Source organism: Methylobacterium sp. ap11, assembly GCF_900110515.1.
In the GTDB taxonomy this organism is placed as follows: Bacteria; Pseudomonadota; Alphaproteobacteria; order Rhizobiales; family Beijerinckiaceae; genus Methylobacterium; species Methylobacterium ajmalii.
On sequence record NZ_FOEB01000002.1, the window covers coordinates 250,007 to 271,404 of the forward strand.

A 21,398-nucleotide genomic window follows, 5' to 3' on the forward strand; every position below is an offset into this window, starting at 1 on the left:
TCCGTCATGATCCAGCGTAGGACCGCCCTCGGCGCCAGCCTCGGGCTCGTCATCGTCATCGCCGGCCTCGGCGCGCTGCCGCGGCCCACCACGGCCCAGGGCAGCGCCGTGGACCTGCGCAACGTCGTCACCGGCGAGAAGCTCGACCTCTCCGACGTGCTGCCGGAAGGGCGTGACACGCCCGGCGTGAAGCAGTTCCTCGCCACCGGCCACAACCCCTACATCACCGATGCGAGCTGCCTGAAGAAGGGCGAGCAGACCTTCCTGGCCGCCTGCTCGGGCTGCCACGGCCATATCGGCGAGGGCAAGATCGGCCCCGGCCTCGCCGACAATTACTGGACCTACCCCCAGAACACGACCGATGCCGGCCTGTTCGCGACGGTCTTCGGCGGCGCCAACGGCCAGATGGGCCCGCACAACGAGAGCCTGACCCTCGACGACATGCTTCAGGTCACCGCCTGGGTGCGCCACCTCTATGCCGGCCCGGTGGCCGACGCCGAGTGGCTGAACGACGAGCAGAAGAAGAAGTACACGCCCTACAAGCTCGGCGAGACCTTCCCTGACGACGCGCCCGGGATGTGCGCCAAGACCGGCAAGTCCTGACGGCGACCGATCCCGGGCCGCCGCACGGCCCGGGCCGACGGGGCCCGAGCCGCCATCCGCTCCGGCCCCCGATCCGCACGGCCCCAACGACAATCCGACAGGAGGAACACCATGCGCCTGACCCTCGCCGTCCTCGCCCTCGTCGCCGGCTCGGCCCTGCCGGCCCTCGCCTATGACGGCACCAAGTGCAAGGCGCCCGGCGATTGCTGGGAGCCCAAGCCCGGCTTCCCGGCCAAGATCGCCGGGACCAAGTACGATCCCAAGCACGATCCCAAGGAGCTGAACAAGCAGGCCGATTCCATCAAGGCGATGGAGGAGCGCAACAAGAAGCGCGTCGAGGCCTTCAAGAAGACCGGCAAGTGGGAATACGACGTCAACAAGATCGCGGCCCAATAAATCTCGAAAGCATTGTCCGGCGACGTCGATCCCGGTTCGCCGTGGACGATGCGGTGGGATCGAAGATCCAAGCCATCGCCCGATCGCAGCGCGATCGGGCGATGCTCCAGCGCGCCGCACCCCGCTTCCCCTGCGACCGATTCCGGAGTCCGCGATCCGCATGAACCAGATCAGGCCGGCCGACGCGGCCCTGACCGACTGGCGCCAGGCCGCCCTGCGCTTCGAGGCGGAGATCGCCAAGGCGGTGGTCGGCCAGGAGCGGGCGATCCGCCTCGTGACCATCGCGATCTTCGCTCGCGGGCACGTCCTGCTGGAGGGCGATGTCGGCGTCGGCAAGACCACCCTGCTGCGGGCAGTGGCAAGAGCCCTCGGCGGCGCCTACGAGCGCGTCGAGGGCACTGTCGACATGATGCCCGCCGACCTGATCTACCACACCTACCTCGCCGAGGACGGCCGCCCGCGGATCGAGCCCGGCCCGGTGCTGCGCCGGTCGCAGGACCTCTCGGTGTTCTTCTTCAACGAGATCAACCGGGCGCGGCCGCAGGTCCATTCCCTGCTCCTGCGCCTGATGGCCGAGCGCAGCGTCCAGGCCTTCGACCGCGAGTACCGGTTTCCCCATCTCCAGGTCTTCGCCGACCGCAACCGGGTCGAGCGCGAGGAGACCTTCGAGCTGCCGGCGGCGGCCCGCGACCGGTTCCTGATGGAGATCGGCATGGAGGCGCCGACCGATCCGGATCTGCGCCGGCGCCTCGCCTTCGACCCGCGGTTCCACGACACCGACACGCTGGTCGCCGAGGTCGCCCCGGACGTGATCGACCAGGGGGCGGTCTCCGGCATCGCGGCGGCGCTCCAGCACGGCATCCACGCGAGCCCGGCCCTGGAGGACTACGTCGTCCGGCTGTGGTCGGTGGTGCGCGAGCCGGCCAGGTCCGGCATCGTCCTGCCGGACGTCGCCATGGACTCCCTCGTCCAGGGCGGCGCCAGCCCGCGCGGCATCGCCTTCCTGATCCGCGCCGCCCGGGTCCGGGCCTGGCTCGAGGGCCGCGACGTGCTGCTGCCGGAGGACCTGCGCGCGGTGTTCCACGAGACGATGGCGCACCGGATCTTCCTCGAGCCGGTCTACGAGATGCGCCGGGAGCGGATCCTGCCCGAGTTCTGCCGCGCGGTGCTCGCCACGGTGCCGGCCCCGTGAGCCCCGACATCGTCTACCGCCTGCGCGGGCCCGCCGCCGGGCCGGGGCCGGGCGCGCACCGCGCCCGCGACACCGGCGGGCTCGGCACCTTCCGCGACCAGGTGCCGTTCTGGCGCCACCCGGATGCGCGCCGCATCGACCTGCGGGCGACCCTGCGCGACCCGTTCGAGGGCACGGTGGTGCGTCGCTTCGAGCAGAGCCGCGCCCTGGAGGTCTGGGCGCTGGTCGACGTCTCGGCCTCGATGCGGTTTCGCGGCGAGGGCGAGGCCTGGGCGCTGGTGACCGAATTGTGCACCGCGCTCGCCCGCTCCGCCATCCGGATCGGCGACGCCTTCGGGCTGGTGGCCTGCGGCGCGCGGGCCGAGACCCTCGTTCCGGCCTCCCGCCGCCGCGGCACCGCCGAGGCGGTGGCCGATGCCCTCGCCGCCGTGATGCCGGGCGGGGCGAGCGCCGCCGGGCTGGTTCAGGCCGCCGCCGGGCTCTCCGGCCGGCGCAAGCTCGTGCTGGCGATCTCGGATTTCCGCCTGCCCGCCCCCGTGCTGGCGGGCCTGTTCGAGGCGCTGCAGGGCCACGACGTGGTGCCGGTGACGATCGAGGACGGCGCCCTCGACGCGGGCCTGCCGGCCTTCGGGCTGATCGAGCTGGAGGACCTGGAGGGCGGCGGGCGCCGCCGGGTGCTGATGCGCCCGTCCCTGCGGGCGCGCTGGCTCGCCCGCGAGGCGGAGCGCCGCGAGGCCCTGCGCCGCCTCGCCCTGCGGCACGGCCGGCCGCCCTACCGCCTCGCCGGCCGCTTCGACGGCGACGACTTTTCCCGTCACCTCCTCGGGACCGCCGCATGAGGGCTCGTGCGACCCCGCCGCCGGTCTGGAGCCGGCCGTCCATCCGGCTCGCAATGTCCGGTGCCCTGGCCGCCTCGGCGCTGCTGCTCCCGGCCCTGCCCGCCGCCGCCCAGATCGGCACCGTGACGGTGCGCAGCCCGCGGCCGTTCGGGCTGTTTCTCGGCGACCGCTTCGACGCCACGGTCGAGATCGAGGCCGCGGACGGGTTCGCCCCGCAGGCGGCCTCCCTGCCGAAGCCCGGGCCGCTGACCTACTGGCTCGATCTCGGGTCGGTCGCGGTGGCCCCCGGGCCGCTGCGGGACGGCAACCGGCTGTGGCGGCTCTCGCTGACCTACCAGACCTTCTACGCCGCCCTCGACGTGCGCCGCCTCGACATCCCGGCCTTCACCGTGACCTTCGCCAGCGAGGCCGCGCGCTCGACGACGAGCGCGGTCGCGGAGGTTCCGAGCTGGCCGATCCTGGTCTCGCCCCTGCGCGAGGTCCAGCCGCCGCCCGTCGCCGATCCCACCGAGTACATGCGGCCCGAGAGCCCGGTGCCGCGGCGCGATCCCGGGCCGGCCCGCGCCCTCGCCTGGGCCTTCGCGGCGCTCGGCCTCGCCGGCCTCGCGCTCCTCGCCCGCGACCGGGCCTGGTGGCCGCTCCATCGCCGCCCGGCCCGGGCCTTCGCGGCCGCCGCCCGGCAGGTGCGCCGCCTCTCCGCCCGGTCCGGCGACGAGGCCGCCTATCGCGACGCGCTGCTGGCGCTCCATCGCGGCCTCGACCGCACCGACGGGCGGCGGGTGATGGGCGAGGATCTGCCCGCCTTCCTCGCCCGGCACCCGGCCTACGCTGCGCTGGCGCAGCCGCTCGACCGGTTCTTCGCCGCCTCCCGCGCCGCCTTCTTCGGCCGCGACCCCGCGGCGGCGCGGCGCCACTGGCCGTTCCCGGACCTCGTCGCCACCGCGCGCCGGCTCGCCGCCGCAGAGCGGGCGGGGGCGCCGGGCGGGGCGGAGGCCGCACCGTGAGCCTGCTCGCCCGATTCGGCGTGACGGCGCCGGGCTGGCTCTGGCTGCTGCCGCTCGCCCTGCTGCCGCTCGTCGCCACGGCGCAGCGGCGCGTGCCGGTGCCCTCGCTCGCCCTGGTGCCGGCGGACGGGCTGTCGCGCCTCGTCGACGCGGTGCTGACCCTCGCCGGGATGGCGGCGATCGGCTTCCTCGTCCTGGCGCTCGCCGGGCCGCGGCTCGCGGGCGAGAGCGTCGCGCGGACCGGGGAGGGGGCGCAGGTCTCGCTGCTGATCGACCGCAGCGGCAGCATGAACGAGACCTTCGCCGGCCGTCAGCCCTCGGGGGCCGAGGAATCGAAGGCCGCCGCCTCCCGGCGGATCCTCGAGGCCTTCGTCGGGCGGCGCGCCCACGACCTCGTCGCGGTCTCGGCCTTCTCGACCTCGCCGATGGCGGTGCTGCCGATGACCGACCGGCACGAGGCCGTGCGGGCGGCGATCCGGGCGATCGACCGGCCCGGCCTGGAGGCGACCAACGTCGCCCGCGGTCTCGGCCTGGCGCTGTCGCAGTTCGGGCCGGGCGCGCCGCAGGCCTCCCGCGTGCTGCTCCTCGTCTCGGACGGCGCCGCGGTCATCGACCGGCGGGTGCAGCCGCTCCTGCGCGAGGAATTCACGAAGATCCACCCGACCCTGTACTGGCTGTTCCTGCGCACCGCCGGCTCCCCGGGCCTCGCCGACAGGCCGGCCGGAGAGGATTCACCGCAGGCCGCGCCCGAGCGCCACCTCGACCTGTTCTTCAAGAGCCTCGGCGTGCCCTACCGCGCCTTCGAGGCCGAGAACGCGCAGGCCGTGGACGAGGCGATCCGCGAGATCGACCGGCTCGAGCGCAAGCCGATCGCCTTCGTCGAGCGGCGCCCGCAGCGCGACCTCTCGGGGTTCGCCTACGGCCTCGCCGCCCTGGCGCTCGGGCTCCTCGTCGCCGGCAAGCTCGCCGAGACCGACCTCGCCGGTCGGCGCCCCGCCTCCCGCGAGGCCGCGCCCGGCCCGTCCCAGACCACCCGGCGCGCCGCATGAGGACCAGGATCAAGCCCGTCGCGGCTCACTCCATCGCTGCGCTCTGGCGCCGGGCCCGGGGGCCCGTCCGCTCGGGCCTCCTCGTCGCGCTGCCGCTCATCGCCGCCGCCGGGGCGATCGTCTGCGCGGGCCTCGCCTGGCGCGATGCGCGCGCCAACCGGGCCATCGCGGCGCTCGAGGCCGGTACCGACCGGGCGGTGGGCGCCGAGGCGCCGCCCGAACTGCTCCTCGCCCGCATCCGCTTCCTCGCCGCCCTGGAGCGGTTCGAGGAGGCCGAGCCGCTCGTCGCCGCCCTCGACCGCACCGGCTCGGCGGACCTGCGCGGACGCGCCCAGGTCTCGCTCGCCAATGCGCGGCTGCGGCAGGCCTTCGCCAAGCTGGAGGCCGGTGAGCTCGACCCCGCCGCCCCCCTGGTCGGCCTCGCGCGCCAGGCCTATCGCCGGGCGCTCGCCCTGCGGCCGGAGGCCTGGGACGCCAAGTTCAACCTCGACGTCGCCTCGCGCCTGGTGCGCGACTTCCCCGAGCGGGGTCGCGAGCGGGGCGAGGAGATGCCGGCCGACCCGAAAAAGATCTGGACCGACATCCCGGGCCAGCCGCGGGGGCTGCCGTGACCGCCCCGAACCCACTGTCGGGTGCCGTCGCGCGCCTCCTCGGCGAGTCCCGCGGACGGCTGCTCGCCTGCGCCCTCGGCCTCACCCTCCTCACCGCGGTGGCGCCACGCCTGCCGGTGACCGGCCGGCGGGTCGAGGCGGTGGTGGTGGTCGACATCACCGGCAGCATGAACACCCGCGACGAAACCCTCGGGGGCAAGCCGGCGAGCCGACTCGACAGGGCCAAGGCTGCCTTGCGGGTGCTCGCCGCGGACCTGCCCTGCGGCTCGCGGCTCGGCCTCGGGCTGTTCGCCGAGCGCCGCACCTTCCTGCTGTTCGAGCCGATCGACACCTGCGCCGACTTCGCCGCCCTCGACGGGGCGATCGCCGGCCTCGACTGGCGCATGGGCTGGGAGGGGGACAGCCGGATCGCCGCCGGACTGTTTCGCGCCGTCGCCCTCGCGGGCGAGCTCGGCAGCGACCTCGTCTTCGTCACCGACGGCCACGAGGCGCCGCCCCTGCCGGCCCGGGGCGGGCCCGCCTTCGAGGGCAAACCCGGCGCGGTGCGCGGGCTGATCGTCGGGGCCGGCGGCCACGTCCCGTCGCCGATCCCCCGCTACGACGATCGCGGCCGGGAGATCGGGTTCTACGGGCCCGAGGACGTGCCGCACGAGAACCGCTTCGGCCCGCCGCCTCCGGGCGCCGAGACGCGCGAGGGCTACAACCCGCGCAACGCCCCCTTCGGCGGCGTCGCGGCGCCCGGCACCGAGCATCTCTCGACCGTGCGCGAGACCTACCTGCGCGGCCTCGCCGCCGAGACCGGCCTCGCCTACGCGCCCCTCGCCGATCCGGCGGGGCTGGCCGCGGCGCTCACCGCGGCGGCGACGCCCCGGCCGCGGCCGGTCCTCCTCGACCCGCGTCCGGTGCTCGGCGCCGGGGCGCTCGCCCTCCTGTCCGTCCTGTTCGGCTTCCTGCCGTGGCGCGCGCGCCTGGCCGGGGCCGTCTCCCGCCTTCGTCACGGAGCGTGATCATGCGTCGTTTCCCCATTCGCCCGCCCCGCCGCGCCGCCCTGGTCGTGCTGACGATCGGCGCCGGCCTGTCCGCGGCGCTGGCCCACGGGCCGACCCCGCAGAAGATCGAGGCCGACGTCGCCATCGCGGCGCCGCCCGACGCGGTCTGGGCCGTCGCCGGCAAGTTCGGGGCGGTGGCCGACTGGAACCCGCTCGTCGCGAGCGGCACGAGCACGGGCGACGGCACGAAGAACGGCGACACCCGGACCCTGACGCTGAAGAACGGCGGGACCCTGCACGAGAGCCTCGACGAGTACGACGCCGCCCAGCGCAGCTACTCCTACCGCCTCGACGATCCCGACCTGAAGGCCCTGCCGGTGTCGTCCTACTCCGCCACCCTCACGGTGACGCCGGACGGGACGGGCAGCAAGGTGGCGTGGTTCGGCCGCTTCTACCGCGGCGACACCGGCAACGAGCCGCCGGAGGAACTGAGCGACGCGGCCGGCCGGGCGGCGATGAAGGCGTATCTCGAGGCCGGCCTCGCCGGCCTGAAGGCGAAGGTGGAGAGCAGGCGGTGAGGCGGGCCCGCCTCCTCGCCGTCCTGGTCTTTGCCCATCCGGCCTTCGCCCATCTGGCCTGGGCACACGGCGCCCTGGCGGGCGAGATCTACGTCGCGGGCCAGGAGGCCGGGGTGGTGTCGCGGGTCGATCCCGCGACGAACCGGGTCGTCGCCACGATCCCGGTCGGGCCCGGCCCCGCCGGGCTCGCGACCGGGCCGGGGGGGCGGGTCTACGTCACCCACCCGGACCATCGGGCGATCACGGTGATCGACGGGCCCGCGGGCCGCGTCGTCGCCCGCCTCGACCACCCGGGATCGCCCTTCGGCATCGCGGCGGCGCCGGACGGATCGGCGCTCTATGTCGGCGACTGGCGCCGGGGCGAGGTGGTGCGGCGCGACCCCCGCACCGGCGCGGCCACGGGGCCGGCGGTGCCGGTCGCCGATCCCGCCGGCCTCGTCCTCGACCGGACGGGGGGACGGCTCTACGTCGCCGACCGCGAGCACCGGCGGGTCGTCGCGATCGATACCGCCGCCATGCGGAGCGTCGGCACGGTGCCGGCGGGCGAGGGGCCCTTCGCCCTGGCGCTGAGCCCGGACGGCGCGCGGCTCTACGTCGCCAACGTGCGCAGCGGCGACCTCACGGTGATCGCGACCGCCACGCTGACGGCGCTCGCCACCGTGCCGGTCGGGGCGATGCCCTACGGCGTCGCCGCGACGGCCGACGGCCGCCTCGTGGTGGTGAGCCGCCAGCATGCCGGCGCCGTCGCGGTGATCGCGGCGGACGGCCTTTCGACCCTCGGCGAGGTTCCGGTCGGGCGCTACCCCGAGGGCGTGCTGGCGCTGGAGGACGGCCGCGTCGCCGTGGCCAACTGGTTCTCGGGCGACCTCTCCTTCGTCGATCCGCAGGCGCGCCGGGAACTCGCGCGGCTGCCCCTGGCCGACGGTCCCCGCGGCCTCGCGGCCTCGCTCCGGTGAGGCGTATCGTGGCGATCCTTGCGCGTGCGGCGCTCCCGGTCCTCCTCGTGCTCGCCGGCTGCGGCGACGAGCCGGCCCGCGAGGAGGTTCCCCCGGTCGTCGCCCGCCGCGACACGGCCGGCCGCTCCGACTGGCTCGGCGCCGACGACCGCACCGACCCGGCGCTGTGGCTCGCCGCCCGTGCCGCGGGCCATCCGGTGCCGGCCGCCGACGCCACGGTCGCGGCCCTCCGGGCGGCCCTGTCCCTCGCCCGCCCGCACTTCATCGAGGACGAGCGGATGATCGCCAACCGCACGGCGCAGGTCGCCCGCATGGTCGCGAGCGTGCCGGACCCCGAGACCCTGGTCTCGGGCCTCACCGCGGTCGCGGCTCCGACCGGGCGCCGGCAGCTCTACGGCGCCCTGTGCCAGCAATACGTCAACCTGCGCACCGCCGGCGCCGACAACCGCACCGCCCTCGACCGGCTTCGCGAGAGCTACGGGGCCCAGGGCGGGCCCGATCCCGCCGAGCGGAGCACCGCCGGCACCGAAGACCCTCCCCCCGAAGTCCTCCGCCCTTCGTCGCCCCGATGATCCGCCCCCTTCCGGAGACAGCCCCGATGCGCCGCGCCGCCCTCCTCCTCGCCCTGACGTCGAGCCCGGTCCTCGCCGCCGAGACGCCGAACGCCGTCAGCAACGACGCGGTCAAGCTCTCGGGCCTGGTCCGGTTCGTGGCCGAATCCTGCCCCGGCGCGAAGCCGGACTACGCCCGGTTCCGGAAGGTCGTGCAGCGGCTCGGCACCGATCTCGCGGCCCTGTCGCACGGCGAGGCGCTGATCCGCTCGGCCACCTACACCCACGCCTACCAGAAGGACCCGGAGGCGAGCTGCCGCCAGGCGCAGGAGCGCTTCGGCCCGAACGGTACGGTGGTGCCCGGCCTGATCGGGCCGGGCTGACCCGGACCTACCGGGTCCGCGCCGCCGCCTCGCGCAGGGCGTCGAGGAGCGGGCCTTCGAGCAGCAGGGCCGAGCCGTAGTGGAACTCGCCGTCGTAGGCGCGGCGCGAGTTCATCGACAGCGAGGCGCTGTGCATGGCGAGGAGGTTCCCGGCCGCGTCGAACAGGCCGGAGCCCGAGCCGCCGTAGCCGTTGTTGCAATCGTGCCGGGCCATGCGGATCCCGTCCTCGCCCGGCCGGTCGACCTGCCGGATGGCGCAGGCCTCGAGGCTCGTCGCGCTGCCGAAATTCTCGTGGCCGGCCGGGGAGACCATCGTCACCGGCACCGTCCCGCCGCCGGTGGGCAGCCGGGCGGCGGCATCCGGCACCGGCTGCGCGGCCACCGCGGTGACCGGCTCGCGCAAGGACAGGAGCGCCCAGTCGTCGGTGATGTGCAGGGCGCTCGCCCCGGGCGCAACGCCGAGGTGCAGGCTGTCCGGCTCGAAATCGTGGTTGCGGCCGGCGATCTGGAAGAAGCAATCGGCCACCGCGCGGGTGACCTCGAGGCGCCGGCTGCGGAAATTATGGGCGTTCAGCATCACCACCCGCGGCCCGGCGATCAGCCAGGCCGCCGCGGCCCGCTTGGGCACGCCGCCCGCGTCGCGGCAGAACAGGATGCCGGCCCCCGGGAAGCGGGCGAAGTCCGGCCCGGCCATCGCCCGGCGCCCGTCCTGCGGGTAGAGCGCGGCGAGCCGGCCATCCCCCGCCGCCGCCGGTCCCGACACAAGCGCCGCACCGAGCAGGAGCGTCAGGATCTGCCGGTTCCGATAGGGCATGGCGGCGCGATCCTCGCGGGTCTTCTTGCCGGACCCGCGAGAATTACAGATCGGTGACGTCTCTGCGTCAAGCGGCAAGGCGAGCGTGGCTCTGCGACACGGCGGCGGCGCCCGGCCCGCCCGGTCAGCGCACCGCCGGCCCTTCCGCGTCGCTGGTGCGGCCGGGGACCGACGGGGCCAGGGTCGCCTGGCCGGCGAAGATGCCCGGATCCTTCGAGGTCACGTCGACCGAGACCGTCGCCACCACGGCGGCGCCGCACCAGTTGGAGCGGAACGTGCCGTTCAGGATGCTGCGCGGGTCGGCGGTGATCAGCCCGCACTCGCTCTTCGTCATGCTGGTGTTGTGGTAGCGCAGGTCGATGGTGAAGTTCTTGACCGTGTAGGCGATGCCGACGTTGCCGTACGTGTAGTCGGGCAGCTTGAACACGCCGAACGAGGCGCGCGTCGTGCCGAGGAAGTACTGGCCGACCTCGGCCGAGACGAGGAAGCCGCTCGGCATCACCCCGAAGGCGCCCTCCGGGATGGTGTATTTGGCGACGCCGGAGACGTAGGTGCCCGGTGCGTGGGTGCCGAAGTAGCTCGGCGAGTGGTAGACGTTGAGGCCGAGCGTCAGGGCGTCGTTCACCGCGTAGGTGGCCTTGCCGACGAACTCGTAGTAATCGGCGTTGTTGGCGGTGTAGATCGTACCGTCCGGACCGATCAGGGCGCGTTCGCCGGGATAGTTGTAGAACAGGTAGCCGAGGTCGAACGACCAGGCGCCGAAGGTCGGCCGGATGCCGGCGGAAAAGTCCATCTCCATCGTGGGCCGGTTCGGCAGGTCGACCTGCGCGCCGGCGAGGCCGGCGTAGAACAGCCCGTCGAGCATGTGGAACTCGAGGTAGCCCTGGGCGCCTGGATGACGGTTAGTCTGCGAGATGCCGCGCGAGTTGTAATCCGACACGAAGCGGAAGCCGAAGGCCGCCGAGACCATCTGCGGGTCGACCGCCGGCAGCGTCGGCACCACGGTCGGGGCCTGTTTCGGCACCGGCGCGTCGGCCGCGCGGCTCACCGACGGGAAGGTCAGGGCAAGTGGAACGGCCAGCAAGGAAAGGCGAGTCGACATCGGAGTGTCCGGAAGCTGGAGGAAAACAGCACAGCGGTCGCCCATGATCGAGGCGTAGATACTGGCGTGGTGTTTGGCTCCGCGGATCTTCGCCTTCGGCAAAGAAATCATCCTGAGCACTTCATTTGTTTCGCAGCAGCGGCATCCTGTCACGCGTTCAAACGGGATGAAAAGTGACGTACGGCAAGTCGATGTATTCGTGCAACACTCACTGTCCGACGTCGGGCTGTCACCCACCGCGCCGCCCGGCGCCCCGACGCGAAAAGGCTAAAATTTGATACATGCTACTGATCGGCGCTTATTACATAGATTTCGATGGTGATGTAATAGAATATAAATGGAAAATTCCTGCTCTGATAGAGGGCTTCAACAAGATCGATCCCCAGGAGTACTGTCAGCGCATCGATTTAGAAGGGTGACGGTCCGCGGTCCGCTCGCGAGCGCCCGGCCGACGGCCGGGCGCACCTCATCCAGCCGGACCGAAGGCGGGGCCGACGACGCGCAACGCGCGATCCAGCTCCCGTCCGCCATCCGCCCGGTCGACGGGGCCGGCCACCGCATCCCGGCCCGGCCGATCGCCGTCGATGACGCAGAGATCCGCCTCGAGGGCGTCCGCCAGATGCCAGGCCCGCGCGGGATCGCCGGAGAAGAGACCGAACGATCGCGCCTCGCCGCCGTGCCCCCGCTCCCGCGCGAGGCGGGCGGCGAGCGCCCGCTCGTCGTCGAACGGGATCGGCACCACGACGCACGCGAAGGCGTGGCCGCGCACGAGCCGCATCGCCTCAGTGCAGCGGTCGAGCACCAGGAATCCCGGCCAGGCCGAGCCCGGGGGCCGGCCGGCGACCAGCCTGGCGCCGGCCGCGAGGTCGGCTGACAGCGCCGCGTCGAGGCCGGTCCCGATCTCGCGCGACACCAGGGGGCCGATCTCGGTCGCCCCGTCGAGCGGATCGCCGACGCGCCTCGCGGCCGCCCCGGCCCGCAGGGCGTCGAGCAGGCCGGGCAGCGCCTGCGCGTGGACGTGGAGGCGGGCCTGGCTCGCGAAGGTGGAGCCGGTCCAGCTCCGGCCGCCGCCGAGGATCGCGGCCGCGACGCGGGCCGAATCGGCGCCGGGCAGCACGATCGTCCCGGCCTTCGGCGCCCCGATTCCGGCGCCGAGATCGAGTTCGTCCGCCCCGCGCGACGGGTTCGGCTCGGCGAGGAGCCCGGGATGGCCGCGCAGGAGGCGCGCGCTCTCGGCGTCGCCGGCCAGGACCGTCAGCACGCCCTCGGGAAAGCCCGCGCCGACGAGGAGCGCGGCGAGGCGGGACAGCGTCCGCGTGGCGCGCGGATCGGCGCAGGCGACGAGGGCGTTGCCGCGGGCGAGCGCGTCGGCCCGCGCGCACAGCCCGGGGACGGGCGCGCTCCAATGCAGTGCGGCGCCGACGACCCCCGCGGGCGCGCGTCGCAGGCGGGCCACCCGGCCGTCGCCGAGATCGGTCCAGGTCGTGCCGCTCCCTTCGGCGAGGGCGGCGGCCGCGTCCAGCAGGCGCAGCGCCTCCGCGAGGTCGGGGCCGGCGGTGTGGCGCAACGGACGGCCGGTCTCGCGGCTCTCCAGGCGGGCGAGGTCCGCGCCGTCCGCCCGCAGCCTTTCGGCGCAGAGCCGCAGGACCCGTCCCCGCCCGGGCGCGCCGAGGGCCTTCCAGGCCGAAAGGCCGCGATGCGCGTCCTCGACCGCGCGGTCGATCTCGGCCGCGCGCGCCGGGGAGAAGCGCGCCATCTCCTCGCCCGTCGCCGGGCTGAGGTGGCGCACGAGGGGGGCCGCGTCGGCGGGGCGGGAGACGCGGATCGCCGGCGCTTCCCCGGATCCCGGCCGGAGCGAGGTGCCCGCCAGCAGCCCGTCGACCAGCGCGTGGACCGTCCGGCGCGCCCGCGCGGCGTCGCCCTCGCTCCCGTCGCGGCCCGCCGCGACGTGGGAGCGCAACCAGAGCCCGTCGATCATCGCCGAGATCATCGTCGCGTAGGTCGCCACGCACTCCTCCGGCACCAGGCCGCGCAGGGCGTGGCTCAGGTTGGTGACCATCCGGCGCTGGTAGACGTGCTGCACCCGCTGGAAGCGCGTCGAATGGGTGATCTGGCCCCAGAAGGCGAGCCAGACGGCGCTGGTGCGCCGGTCGAACTCCTCGTCGGCGAGGGCCGCGTCGCCGACGGCGAAGAGCCGGTCGCGCCGGGTCGCGGCCGCCGCCAGCCGCGCCGCGGTCGCGCGGGCGAGGCGGGCGGCCATGAAGCGCAGGGTCGCTTCGAGCAGCCCGTCCTTGTCGCCGAAGTAATGCGCGAAGAGGCCCGTCGAGACGTTGGCCCGCCGGGCGATCTCGCTCAGCGAGGCGGCCTTGAAGCCGACCTCCGCCAGGGTCTCGATCGTCGCCTCGATCAGGTGCCGACGCCGGGCCGCCTCGAAGCTCTGCAGGGTCTCTCGCCGTGTCTCTTGCCGTGTCTCTTGCCTATTCATCCGCCCCTCGCCCCGTGGGTGGCCGCACCGCCGACGACGGATTGAATGATCATTCAAAACCTCACAGACGACAAGGCCGCCCGTGGCAGGAGGGAATGCCCATGCCCCCCGATGACTTCGCTTGACATGCTGCGACGCACAACAAAACTCCCGAAAGCCGCACGATGATGCAAGGAATGATGAAAAATTTTGCGTGACTTTGGGAAAATCAGCGTATTGAATGTCCGTTCAACGGGGCTGGCCGGCGGGAAGCCCGGCTGGGGTGTGGTCGGAGGTGTCATGCGAAATATCCTGGCTCGTGCGCTCCTGGGCGCGTCCCTGCTGGCCACGCCGGCGGCTGCGGCCGATCCGGCCTCCTGCAAGGCGGTGCGGTTCTCCGATGTCGGCTGGACCGACATCACGGCGACGACGGCCCTCGCCTCGCGGGTGCTGAGCGGCATGGGCTACGCGCCCAAGACCAAGATCCTGTCGGTCCCCGTGACCTACGCGTCCCTCGGTGCCAGGAACATCGACGTCTTCCTGGGCAACTGGATGCCGACGATGGAGGCCGACCGGAAGCCCTACCTCGACAAGAAGGAGGTCGAGGTGATCGGGCCGAACCTCACCGGGGCCAAATACACCTTCGCGGTGCCCGAGTATCTGTACGACCAGGGCCTGAAGAGCTTCGACGACATCCACAAGTTCAAGCGCCAGCTCAAGGGCAAGATCTACGGGATCGAGCCGGGCAACGACGGCAACCGGGTGATCCTCGGGATCATCAAGGACAACAAGTACGATCTCGGGGGCTTCGATCTGGTCGAATCGAGCGAGCAGGGCATGCTCGCCCAGGTTGAGCGCGCCGTGCAGCGCAAGGAGCCGATCCTGTTCCTCGGCTGGGAGCCCCACCCGATGAACACCAAGTTCAAGATGCGCTACCTGTCGGGCGGCGACGACACCTTCGGGCCGAACTACGGCGGCGCCGAGATCTTCACCAACCTGCGCACCGGCTTCGCCGAGCAGTGCCCGAACCTCGGCAGGTTCTTCAGGAACCTGACCTTCGACCTGCCGACCGAGAACCTGGTGATGGGCTCGATCCTGTTCGACGGGCTGGCCCCCGAGAAGGCCGCCGAGACCTGGCTGAAGGCCAATCCGGGCACCTGGTCGCGCTGGCTCGACGGCGTCGAGACCCTCGAGGGCAAGCCCGCCCTGCCGGCGGTCCGGGCGAGCCTCGGGCTCCACTGACGCCGCGCGGCGGGGGGCGCCCGCCGCCACCCCGAGCCCGTCGGCGGCGGCCGGCGGTCCCCCGTCATTCCATGAAGCGGGTGCACCCCCCATGTACGACTGGATCGTCGGCCACAAAATCTCGCTCGGCATCTGGCTCAAGGTCTTCGTCGACTTCCTGAACACCCATGCGCAGTCGTTCTTCGACCTGGTCTCGACGGTCCTCAGCGCGATGGTGCAGGGGCTGACCGACGGGCTGATCGCGGTGCCGCCGCTCATGTTGATCGGGCTGTTCGCGCTCGGGGCCTACCTGCTGCACCGCTCGATCGGGCTCGCGCTTTTCATCGTCGCCTCGCTGCTCCTCGTCGTGAACCTCGGCTACTGGGAGGCGACGATCGAGACCCTCTCCCTGGTGATCTGGTCGACGGCGGTCTGCGTGCTGATCGGCGTGCCGGTCGGTATCCTGGGGGCGCACAGGCCGCTGTTCTACGAGGCGATCCGGCCGCTGCTCGACCTGATGCAGACGATCCCGACCTTCGTCTACCTGATCCCGACCCTGGTCCTGTTCGGCCTCGGCACGGTGCCGGGCATCATCTCGACGGTGATCTTCGCGCTGCCCGCGCCGATCCGCCTGACCCAGCTCGGCATCGCCTCGGTGCCCCCGAGCCTGCGCGAGGCGGCGCTCGCCTACGGCGCCACGAGGACGCAGATGCTGTTCAAGGTCGAGCTGCCGAGCGCGATGCCGACCATCCTGGCCGGCATCACCCAGTGCATCATGCTGAGCCTGTCGATGGTGGTCATCGCCGCCCTGGTGGGCGCCGACGGCCTCGGCAAGCCGGTTGTGCGCGCGCTCAACACCGTCAACATCGCGATGGGCTTCGAGGCCGGGCTCGCCATCGTGATCCTCGCCGTCATCCTCGACCGCGTGTGCAAGCGTCCGGCGCCACGCAAACGGAAGGCCGCCCGATGACCGCGATCGACACGGACCGGCGCACCCTCTCGGACGCCGCCCCGGTGGCCGTCCCGACGGACCCGGCCCCCGCCACTCCCGCTCCCGATTGCGCCGTCGCGCTGCGCGACGTCGACATCGCCTTCGGCCGCAACGTCAAGGCGGCGCTCGCCCTGTCCGACGAGGGCCTGACGCGCGACGAGATCCGCCGGCGCACCGACGTCCTGATGGGCACGTTCAAGGTCAGCCTCGACGTGCGGCCGGGCGAGATCTGCGTCCTGATGGGCCTGTCGGGCTCCGGCAAGTCGACCGTGCTGCGGGCGATCAACGGGCTCAACAAGGTCGCCCGCGGCGCGGTGCTGGTGCGCCACCGCGGCGAGCCGGTCGACGTCACCCGCTGTCGGGCCGCGACCCTGCGCGAGGTGCGGCTCAACACCGTCTCGATGGTCTTCCAACAATTCGGCCTGCTGCCCTGGCGCAGCGTGCGCGACAATGTCGGGTTCGGGCTCGAGTTGCGCGGCGTGCCGGCCGCGGAGCGCAACCGCGTCGTCGACGAGAAGCTCGCGATGGTCGGTCTCGAATCCTGGGCCGACAAGATGGTGCAGGAGCTCTCGGGCGGCATGCAGCAGCGCGTCGGCCTCGCCCGGGCCTTCGCCACCGACGCCGACATCCTGCTGATGGACGAGCCGTTCTCGGCCCTCGACCCGCTGATCCGCGACAAGCTGCAGGACGACCTCCTGGAGCTGCAGCGCCGGCTCAACAAGACCATCGTGTTCGTCAGCCACGACCTGTCGGAGGCGCTGAAGCTCGGCAACCGCATCGCGATCATGGAGGGCGGCCACGTCGTCCAGTACGGCACGCCCTCCGACATCGTGCTGCGGCCGGCCAACGCCTACGTGGCCGAGTTCGTCAAGCACATGAACCCCCTCGAGGTGTTCGACAGCGGCGCCGTGATGACGCCCGCCGCCGCCCTGCGCCGCGACGGCGACGCCGTGCTGCTCGACGGCAGCGGCGAGGTGCGCCTGCGCCTCGACCGGGCCGAGCGCCCGGTCTCGGCCCAGGTCCGCGGGCGCGAGATGCCGCTCGGCCGCGTCGACGGCAGCGGGGCCGGCGACGGCGAGACCCCCGGCCTCGTGGTCGCCCCGGTGGACCTGCCGCTGCGGGCCGCGATCGACCTGCGCCTGCGCTCGCCCTACCCGATCGTCTTCGTGGACGATCTCGGGCGCCTCGCCGGCCTGTGCGACCACGGCGAGATCTATCGCGGGTTGCTCCAGAATCCGTGAGCGCGGCCGTCGCCCGCGCCCCGCCCGACATCCCCCTCCGCCGAGGTCGTTCCCCGAGGTCGTCACCGATGCCGTCCGTTCCGATCCACCGTCCCTTCCTCGCCGGGCGCCCCGCCGCGGAGGCGGGACGGCGCCGCTTCCAGGCGATCAACCCGGCCGACGGCCGCGTGCTGGCCGAGGTCGAGCACACGACCCGCGAGGACCTGGAAGACGCGATCGAGGCCGCGCGGGCCGGGCAGGCGGCCTGGGCCGCCACGCCGGCGCGCGAGCGCGGCCGGGTGCTGATGCGGGCGGTCGGTCTCCTGCGCGCCCGCAACGACGAACTCGCCCGCCTCGAGACCCTCGACACCGGCAAGCCGATCGCCGAGACCCGCAGCGTCGACATCGTCACCGGCGCCGACGTGCTCGAATACTATGCCGGCCTCGCGGCCGCGATCGAGGGCCGGCAGATCCCCCTGCGGGAGACCTCCTTCGCCTATACGCGCCGCGAGCCGCTCGGCCTCGTCGCCGGCATCGGCGCCTGGAACTACCCGATCCAGATCGCGCTGTGGAAGTCGGCCCCGGCGCTCGCCGCCGGCAACGCGATGCTGTTCAAGCCGAGCGAGGTCACCTCGCTCACCGCCTTCGCGCTCGCCGGGATCTATGCCGAGGCCGGCCTGCCGGCGGGCGTGTTCAGCGTCCTGCCGGGGCTGGGCACCGAGATCGGCACCTGGCTCACCGAGCACCCGGCGATCGCCAAGGTGTCGTTCACCGGCGGCACCGCCACCGGAGCCAAGGTGATGGCGGGCACCGCCCGCTCGACCCTCAAGGACGTGACGCTGGAGCTCGGCGGCAAGTCGCCGCTCGTCGTCCTCGACGATGCCGACCTCGATCGCGCCGCCGACATCGCGATGGCGGCGAACTTCTTTAGTTCCGGCCAGGTCTGCACCAACGGCACCCGGGTCTTCGTGCCGATGCACCTGATGGAGCCCTTCACCGCGCGGGTGCTGGAGCGCGTGGCGCGCATCCGCATGGGCGACCCTCTCGACGAGGCGACGAATTTCGGGCCGCTGGCGAGCCACGCCCACCGCGACAAGGTGCTGGGCTTCATCCGCTCGGGCGTCGAGCAGGGCGCCCGCCTCCTCGTCGGCGGCCACGCGCCGGAGGGGGCACTCGCGGCCGGCGCCTACGTGGCGCCGACGGTGTTCGGGGAGTGCCGCGACGACATGGAGATCGTGCGCGAGGAGATCTTCGGGCCGGTGATGTGCCTGCTCGGCTACGAGACCGAGGCCGAGGCGCTCGCCCGGGCCAACGCCACCTCGTACGGCCTCGCCGCCGGCGTCGTCACCCGCGACCTCGTCCGCGCCCACCGGGTCGTCCACGGCCTCGAGGCCGGCATCTGCTGGATCAACACCTGGGGCGAGTCGCCCCCCGAGATGCCGGTCGGCGGCACCAAGCAATCGGGCCTCGGCCGCGAGAACGGCATCGAATCGCTCGAACGCTTCACCCGCACGAAGTCGATCCAGGTCGAGCTCGGCGACTTCGCCCCCGTGTTCTGACGCAGGAGCCGCGACCCGCCCGCGCCGCCCGTCCCCCGAGACCGGATCCGAGATCATGCCGCAGACAGACGCACCCGAGTACGACTTCATCATCGTCGGCGCCGGCTCCGCCGGCAACGTGCTCGCCACGCGGCTCACCGAGGACCGGGACACGACGGTGCTGCTGCTCGAGGCCGGTGGCCCGGATCACCGCCTCGACTTCCGCACCCAGATGCCGGCGGCGCTGGCCTACCCGCTCCAGGGACGGCGCTACAACTGGGCCTATCTCACCGATCCCGAGCCCCACATGAACGGGCGGCGGATGGAATGCGGCCGCGGCAAGGGACTCGGCGGCTCCTCGCTCATCAACGGCATGTGCTACATCCGCGGCAACGCCCTCGACTACGACGGCTGGGCCCAGCTGCCGGGCCTGTCGGGCTGGTCCTACGACCAGTGCCTGCCGTATTTCCGCAAGGCCGAGAGCCGCGACGCCGGGCCCGACCCCTATCACGGCGGCGACGGCCCCTTGAGCGTGACGACGGCGAAGCCCGGCGCCAACCCGCTCTTCGCCGCCATGGTGGAGGCCGGGGTCCAGGCCGGCTTCCCGCGCACCCCCGACCTCAACGGCTACCAGCAGGAGGGGTTCGGGCCGATGGACCGGAGCGTGACCCCGAAGGGCCGCCGCTCCAGCACCGCCCGGGGCTACCTCGACCAGGCGCGGGCCCGCCCGAACCTGACCATCGTCACCGGGGCGCTCACCGACCGGGTCCTGTTCGAGGGCCGGCGCGCGAGCGGCGTCGCCTACCTGCAGGGCGGGCGCCCGGCCGAGGCGCGGGCGCGCCGCGAGGTGCTGGTCTGCTCCGGCGCCATCGCCTCGCCCCAGCTCCTCCAGCGCTCGGGCGTCGGCCCGGCGGACCTCCTGCGCGGCCTCGGCGTGCCGGTGGTCCTCGACCTACCGGGGGTCGGCGAGAACCTCCAGGACCACCTCGAGATCTACGTGCAGTACGAGTGCACGAAGCCCGTCTCCCTGGCGCCGGCCCTGCGGCCCTGGAACCAGCCGGCCATCGGGGCGCGGTGGCTGTTCCTCGGCACCGGCATCGGCGCCAGCAACCAGTTCGAGGCCGGCGGCTTCATCCGCTCGGGCCCGGACTTCGCCTGGCCCAACCTGCAGTACCACTTCCTGCCGCTGGCGATCAGCTACAACGGCAGCAACCCGATCAAGGCGCACGGCTTCCAGGCCCATGTCGGCTCGATGCGCTCGCCGAGCCGCGGCCGGGTCCGCCTGACCTCCCGCGACCCGCGGGAGCATCCGAGCATCCTGTTCAACTACATGGCGACGGAGCAGGATTGGCGCGAGTTCCGCGACGCGATCCGCATCACCCGGGAGATCGTCGCCCAGCCGGCGCTCGACGCCTATCGCGGCCGCGAGATCAGCCCCGGCCCGGCGCGGCGGACCGATGCCGAGCTCGACGCCTTCGTGCGCGAGCACGCCGAGACCGCCTATCACCCCTCCTGCTCGTGCAAGATGGGCGAGGACGCGATGGCGGTGGTGGACGGGGAGGGCCGGGTCCACGGCCTCGAGGGCCTGCGGGTCGTCGACGCCTCGATCATGCCGCTGATCGTCACCGGCAACCTCAACGCGCCGACGATCATGATGGCCGAGAAGATCGCCGACCGCATCCGCGGCCGGGCGCCGCTGCCGCGCAGCGACGCGCCCTACTTCGTCGCCGGCGACGCGCCGGTGCGCAGCGTCCCCGCCCGCGCGGCGTGACGGGGGCGGGGCCGCCCGGCCTCGCCCCCGGGGCTCTGATCAGAACGCGACGGCGTCCACCACCTTGCGGAAGCGCGGCAGCATCGTCTCCCGGTCCTGGGCGCGCACCACGCCGACGGCGCGGAAGTAGCCGTCGGGCTGGAAGCGGATGGTCTGGGAGACCACCACCGGCGTGCCGGACGGGACGTCGACGGCGCGGGCCACGATCTCGTGCCAGTCGGCGCCGTTCTGCCGGAAGCTCTGCGACCGCTCGATCGCGAAGTCCTTCATCGTCTGGTTCGAGTACAGCGCGGCCTTCGCGAAGGCGTCGCGCTGGTCGGTGGAGGGGGCCGGCTGCACCGCCTCGGCCAGCACCAGGATCGGCTGGTCGAGGTTGGTCATCTGGTCCTTCGGCCCGTCGGTGTAGAGCACCGAGTTGCCGCCGAGCACCCGCACGGGCCGGAAGCCCGCCGTCTCGGTGACCCGGAACGGCAGGGCCGCGACCTGCTGGTCGATGGTCAGGGCCGGGCGCACACGCACGCTCGTCAGCATCGTCCGCATCGCCTCGTCGCTCTCGGCGCCCGGCAGGGTCTGGCCGATGACGATGCCGGTGACGGTCGGGTCGGCGACGAGGAAGACCCACTTGTGCAGGGCCGGCGCGCCGGCGGGCTGCTCGATCGGCTGCTCGCCGGTGAACAGCATGCCCTCGCGCCCGTCGGCGAGCTTGAGCGTTTCGCGGGTCTTCACCACCAGGCCCTGGGTCTTCAGGTTTTCGTCGGTGAAGTTGGTGGCGAGGTCCTTGTAGGCCTGGGCCGGCAGCTCGACGATCGAGACCGTGGCGCCGCTGCTCTGCCGCTCGAAGCCGGTGAAGCGGCGCGACACCACCATCTCCTTGGCCGGCTCGAAGCCGAAGCGCGAGCCCGGCGGGTAGACCGGATCGGCCGCCAGGGCGCCGGCCGGCAGGCCGATCAGGCCGGTGAGGAGCGCCAGGCTGCGCAGCGACAGGGGACTCGGCAGCGACAGGGGACTCGTCGGCATCAGACTCGTCTCTGGGTTCGCGGGGAGACCGTCCGGGAGCGGGCGGTGCTCGGAAGAGGGGCGCGTCGCGGCCCGGGGATTGGGCCGCGCGCGGGACGTGGATGCCTCT

At 73.2% G+C, this 21,398-nt stretch carries 21 protein-coding genes; 17 read left to right on the forward strand and 4 right to left on the reverse strand.

Annotated elements, in window-relative coordinates; all coding sequences use genetic code 11:
• The first annotated feature begins 6 nt into the window (after positions 1–6).
• The 12 genes from moxG (at position 7) to BMX97_RS03665 (ending at position 9,151) form a co-directional block, all read left to right on the forward strand.
• Positions 7–603 carry a cytochrome c(L), periplasmic gene (gene moxG, locus BMX97_RS03610; protein ID WP_091745500.1) on the forward strand — a complete coding sequence of 199 codons (597 nt, stop codon included), beginning with the start codon at positions 7–9 and terminating at the stop codon, positions 601–603.
• A 111-nt stretch (positions 604–714) separates the two neighbouring features.
• Positions 715–999 carry a methanol dehydrogenase [cytochrome c] subunit gene (locus BMX97_RS03615; RefSeq protein WP_091745502.1) on the forward strand — a complete coding sequence of 95 codons (285 nt, stop codon included), beginning with the start codon at positions 715–717 and terminating at the stop codon, positions 997–999.
• Between the two features lie 160 nt (positions 1,000–1,159).
• On the forward strand, positions 1,160–2,191 hold the full coding sequence (locus tag BMX97_RS03620; RefSeq protein WP_091745504.1) for an AAA family ATPase: 1,032 nt from the start codon (positions 1,160–1,162) through the stop codon (positions 2,189–2,191).
• Complete coding sequence (locus tag BMX97_RS03625) at positions 2,188–3,030, forward strand: DUF58 domain-containing protein (protein WP_244538259.1); 843 nt, start codon at positions 2,188–2,190, stop codon at positions 3,028–3,030. Before BMX97_RS03620 ends, BMX97_RS03625 begins: the two co-directional genes overlap by 4 nt.
• A complete protein-coding gene (locus BMX97_RS03630) occupies positions 3,027–4,034 on the forward strand; it encodes a nonribosomal peptide synthetase MxaA (RefSeq protein WP_244538260.1) in 1,008 nt (335 codons plus the stop codon). The genes BMX97_RS03625 and BMX97_RS03630 overlap by 4 nt, the downstream gene beginning before the upstream one ends.
• On the forward strand, positions 4,031–5,083 hold the full coding sequence (locus tag BMX97_RS03635) for a vWA domain-containing protein (protein WP_091745508.1): 1,053 nt from the start codon (positions 4,031–4,033) through the stop codon (positions 5,081–5,083). Before BMX97_RS03630 ends, BMX97_RS03635 begins: the two co-directional genes overlap by 4 nt.
• Positions 5,080–5,694, forward strand: a complete 615-nt coding sequence (locus BMX97_RS03640) for an MxaK protein (protein ID WP_177202114.1) — start codon at positions 5,080–5,082, stop codon at positions 5,692–5,694. The genes BMX97_RS03635 and BMX97_RS03640 overlap by 4 nt, the downstream gene beginning before the upstream one ends.
• Positions 5,691–6,701 (forward strand): vWA domain-containing protein, encoded by a 1,011-nt coding sequence (locus BMX97_RS03645; RefSeq protein WP_177202115.1) that lies wholly within the window; start codon positions 5,691–5,693, stop codon positions 6,699–6,701. The genes BMX97_RS03640 and BMX97_RS03645 overlap by 4 nt, the downstream gene beginning before the upstream one ends.
• Before the next feature lie 2 nt (positions 6,702–6,703).
• On the forward strand, positions 6,704–7,261 hold the full coding sequence (locus BMX97_RS03650; protein ID WP_091745510.1) for an SRPBCC family protein: 558 nt from the start codon (positions 6,704–6,706) through the stop codon (positions 7,259–7,261).
• A complete protein-coding gene (locus BMX97_RS03655) occupies positions 7,258–8,217 on the forward strand; it encodes a YncE family protein (RefSeq protein WP_244538261.1) in 960 nt (319 codons plus the stop codon). The genes BMX97_RS03650 and BMX97_RS03655 overlap by 4 nt, the downstream gene beginning before the upstream one ends.
• Before the next feature lie 8 nt (positions 8,218–8,225).
• Entirely contained in the window at positions 8,226–8,789 is a 564-nt protein-coding gene (locus BMX97_RS03660) for a hypothetical protein (protein WP_091745512.1), read from the forward strand.
• Between the two features lie 26 nt (positions 8,790–8,815).
• Positions 8,816–9,151, forward strand: coding sequence for a hypothetical protein (locus BMX97_RS03665; protein WP_244538262.1), 336 nt, complete (start codon positions 8,816–8,818; stop codon positions 9,149–9,151).
• 7 nt (positions 9,152–9,158) lie between these two features.
• On the opposite strand, the gene BMX97_RS03670 is transcribed toward BMX97_RS03665, so the two are convergent.
• From BMX97_RS03670 to betI, 3 genes are all read right to left on the reverse strand, one after another.
• Positions 9,159–9,965: a trypsin-like peptidase domain-containing protein gene (locus BMX97_RS03670; protein ID WP_091745514.1), complete on the reverse strand. Its 807-nt coding sequence runs from the start codon at positions 9,963–9,965 to the stop codon at positions 9,159–9,161.
• Between the two features lie 124 nt (positions 9,966–10,089).
• The gene (locus BMX97_RS03675) at positions 10,090–11,067 is read right to left on the reverse strand and encodes a TorF family putative porin (RefSeq protein ID WP_091745516.1); all 978 of its coding nucleotides are present in this window, start codon (positions 11,065–11,067) and stop codon (positions 10,090–10,092) included.
• 466 nt (positions 11,068–11,533) lie between these two features.
• Entirely contained in the window at positions 11,534–13,552 is a 2,019-nt protein-coding gene (betI, locus tag BMX97_RS03680; RefSeq protein WP_091745518.1) for a transcriptional regulator BetI, read from the reverse strand.
• A gap of 279 nt (positions 13,553–13,831) precedes the next feature.
• Here betI and BMX97_RS03685 point away from each other — a divergent pair, with 279 nt between their 5' ends.
• The 5 genes from BMX97_RS03685 (at position 13,832) to betA (ending at position 20,272) form a co-directional block, all read left to right on the forward strand.
• On the forward strand, positions 13,832–14,773 hold the full coding sequence (locus BMX97_RS03685) for a choline ABC transporter substrate-binding protein (protein ID WP_091745520.1): 942 nt from the start codon (positions 13,832–13,834) through the stop codon (positions 14,771–14,773).
• 91 nt (positions 14,774–14,864) lie between these two features.
• Positions 14,865–15,722, forward strand: a complete 858-nt coding sequence (choW, locus tag BMX97_RS03690; RefSeq protein WP_091745522.1) for a choline ABC transporter permease subunit — start codon at positions 14,865–14,867, stop codon at positions 15,720–15,722.
• A complete protein-coding gene (gene choV, locus BMX97_RS03695) occupies positions 15,719–16,984 on the forward strand; it encodes a choline ABC transporter ATP-binding protein (RefSeq protein WP_091745524.1) in 1,266 nt (421 codons plus the stop codon). The genes choW and choV overlap by 4 nt, the downstream gene beginning before the upstream one ends.
• 68 nt (positions 16,985–17,052) lie before the next feature.
• Positions 17,053–18,522: a betaine-aldehyde dehydrogenase gene (betB, locus tag BMX97_RS03700; protein ID WP_091745526.1), complete on the forward strand. Its 1,470-nt coding sequence runs from the start codon at positions 17,053–17,055 to the stop codon at positions 18,520–18,522.
• A 55-nt stretch (positions 18,523–18,577) separates the two neighbouring features.
• Positions 18,578–20,272, forward strand: coding sequence for a choline dehydrogenase (betA, locus tag BMX97_RS03705; protein ID WP_091745528.1), 1,695 nt, complete (start codon positions 18,578–18,580; stop codon positions 20,270–20,272).
• A 39-nt stretch (positions 20,273–20,311) separates the two neighbouring features.
• Here the strand turns inward: betA and BMX97_RS03710 are convergent, their stop codons facing one another.
• Positions 20,312–21,256 carry a hypothetical protein gene (locus BMX97_RS03710; RefSeq protein ID WP_091745889.1) on the reverse strand — a complete coding sequence of 315 codons (945 nt, stop codon included), beginning with the start codon at positions 21,254–21,256 and terminating at the stop codon, positions 20,312–20,314.
• Between the last annotated feature and the right edge of the window lie 142 nt (positions 21,257–21,398).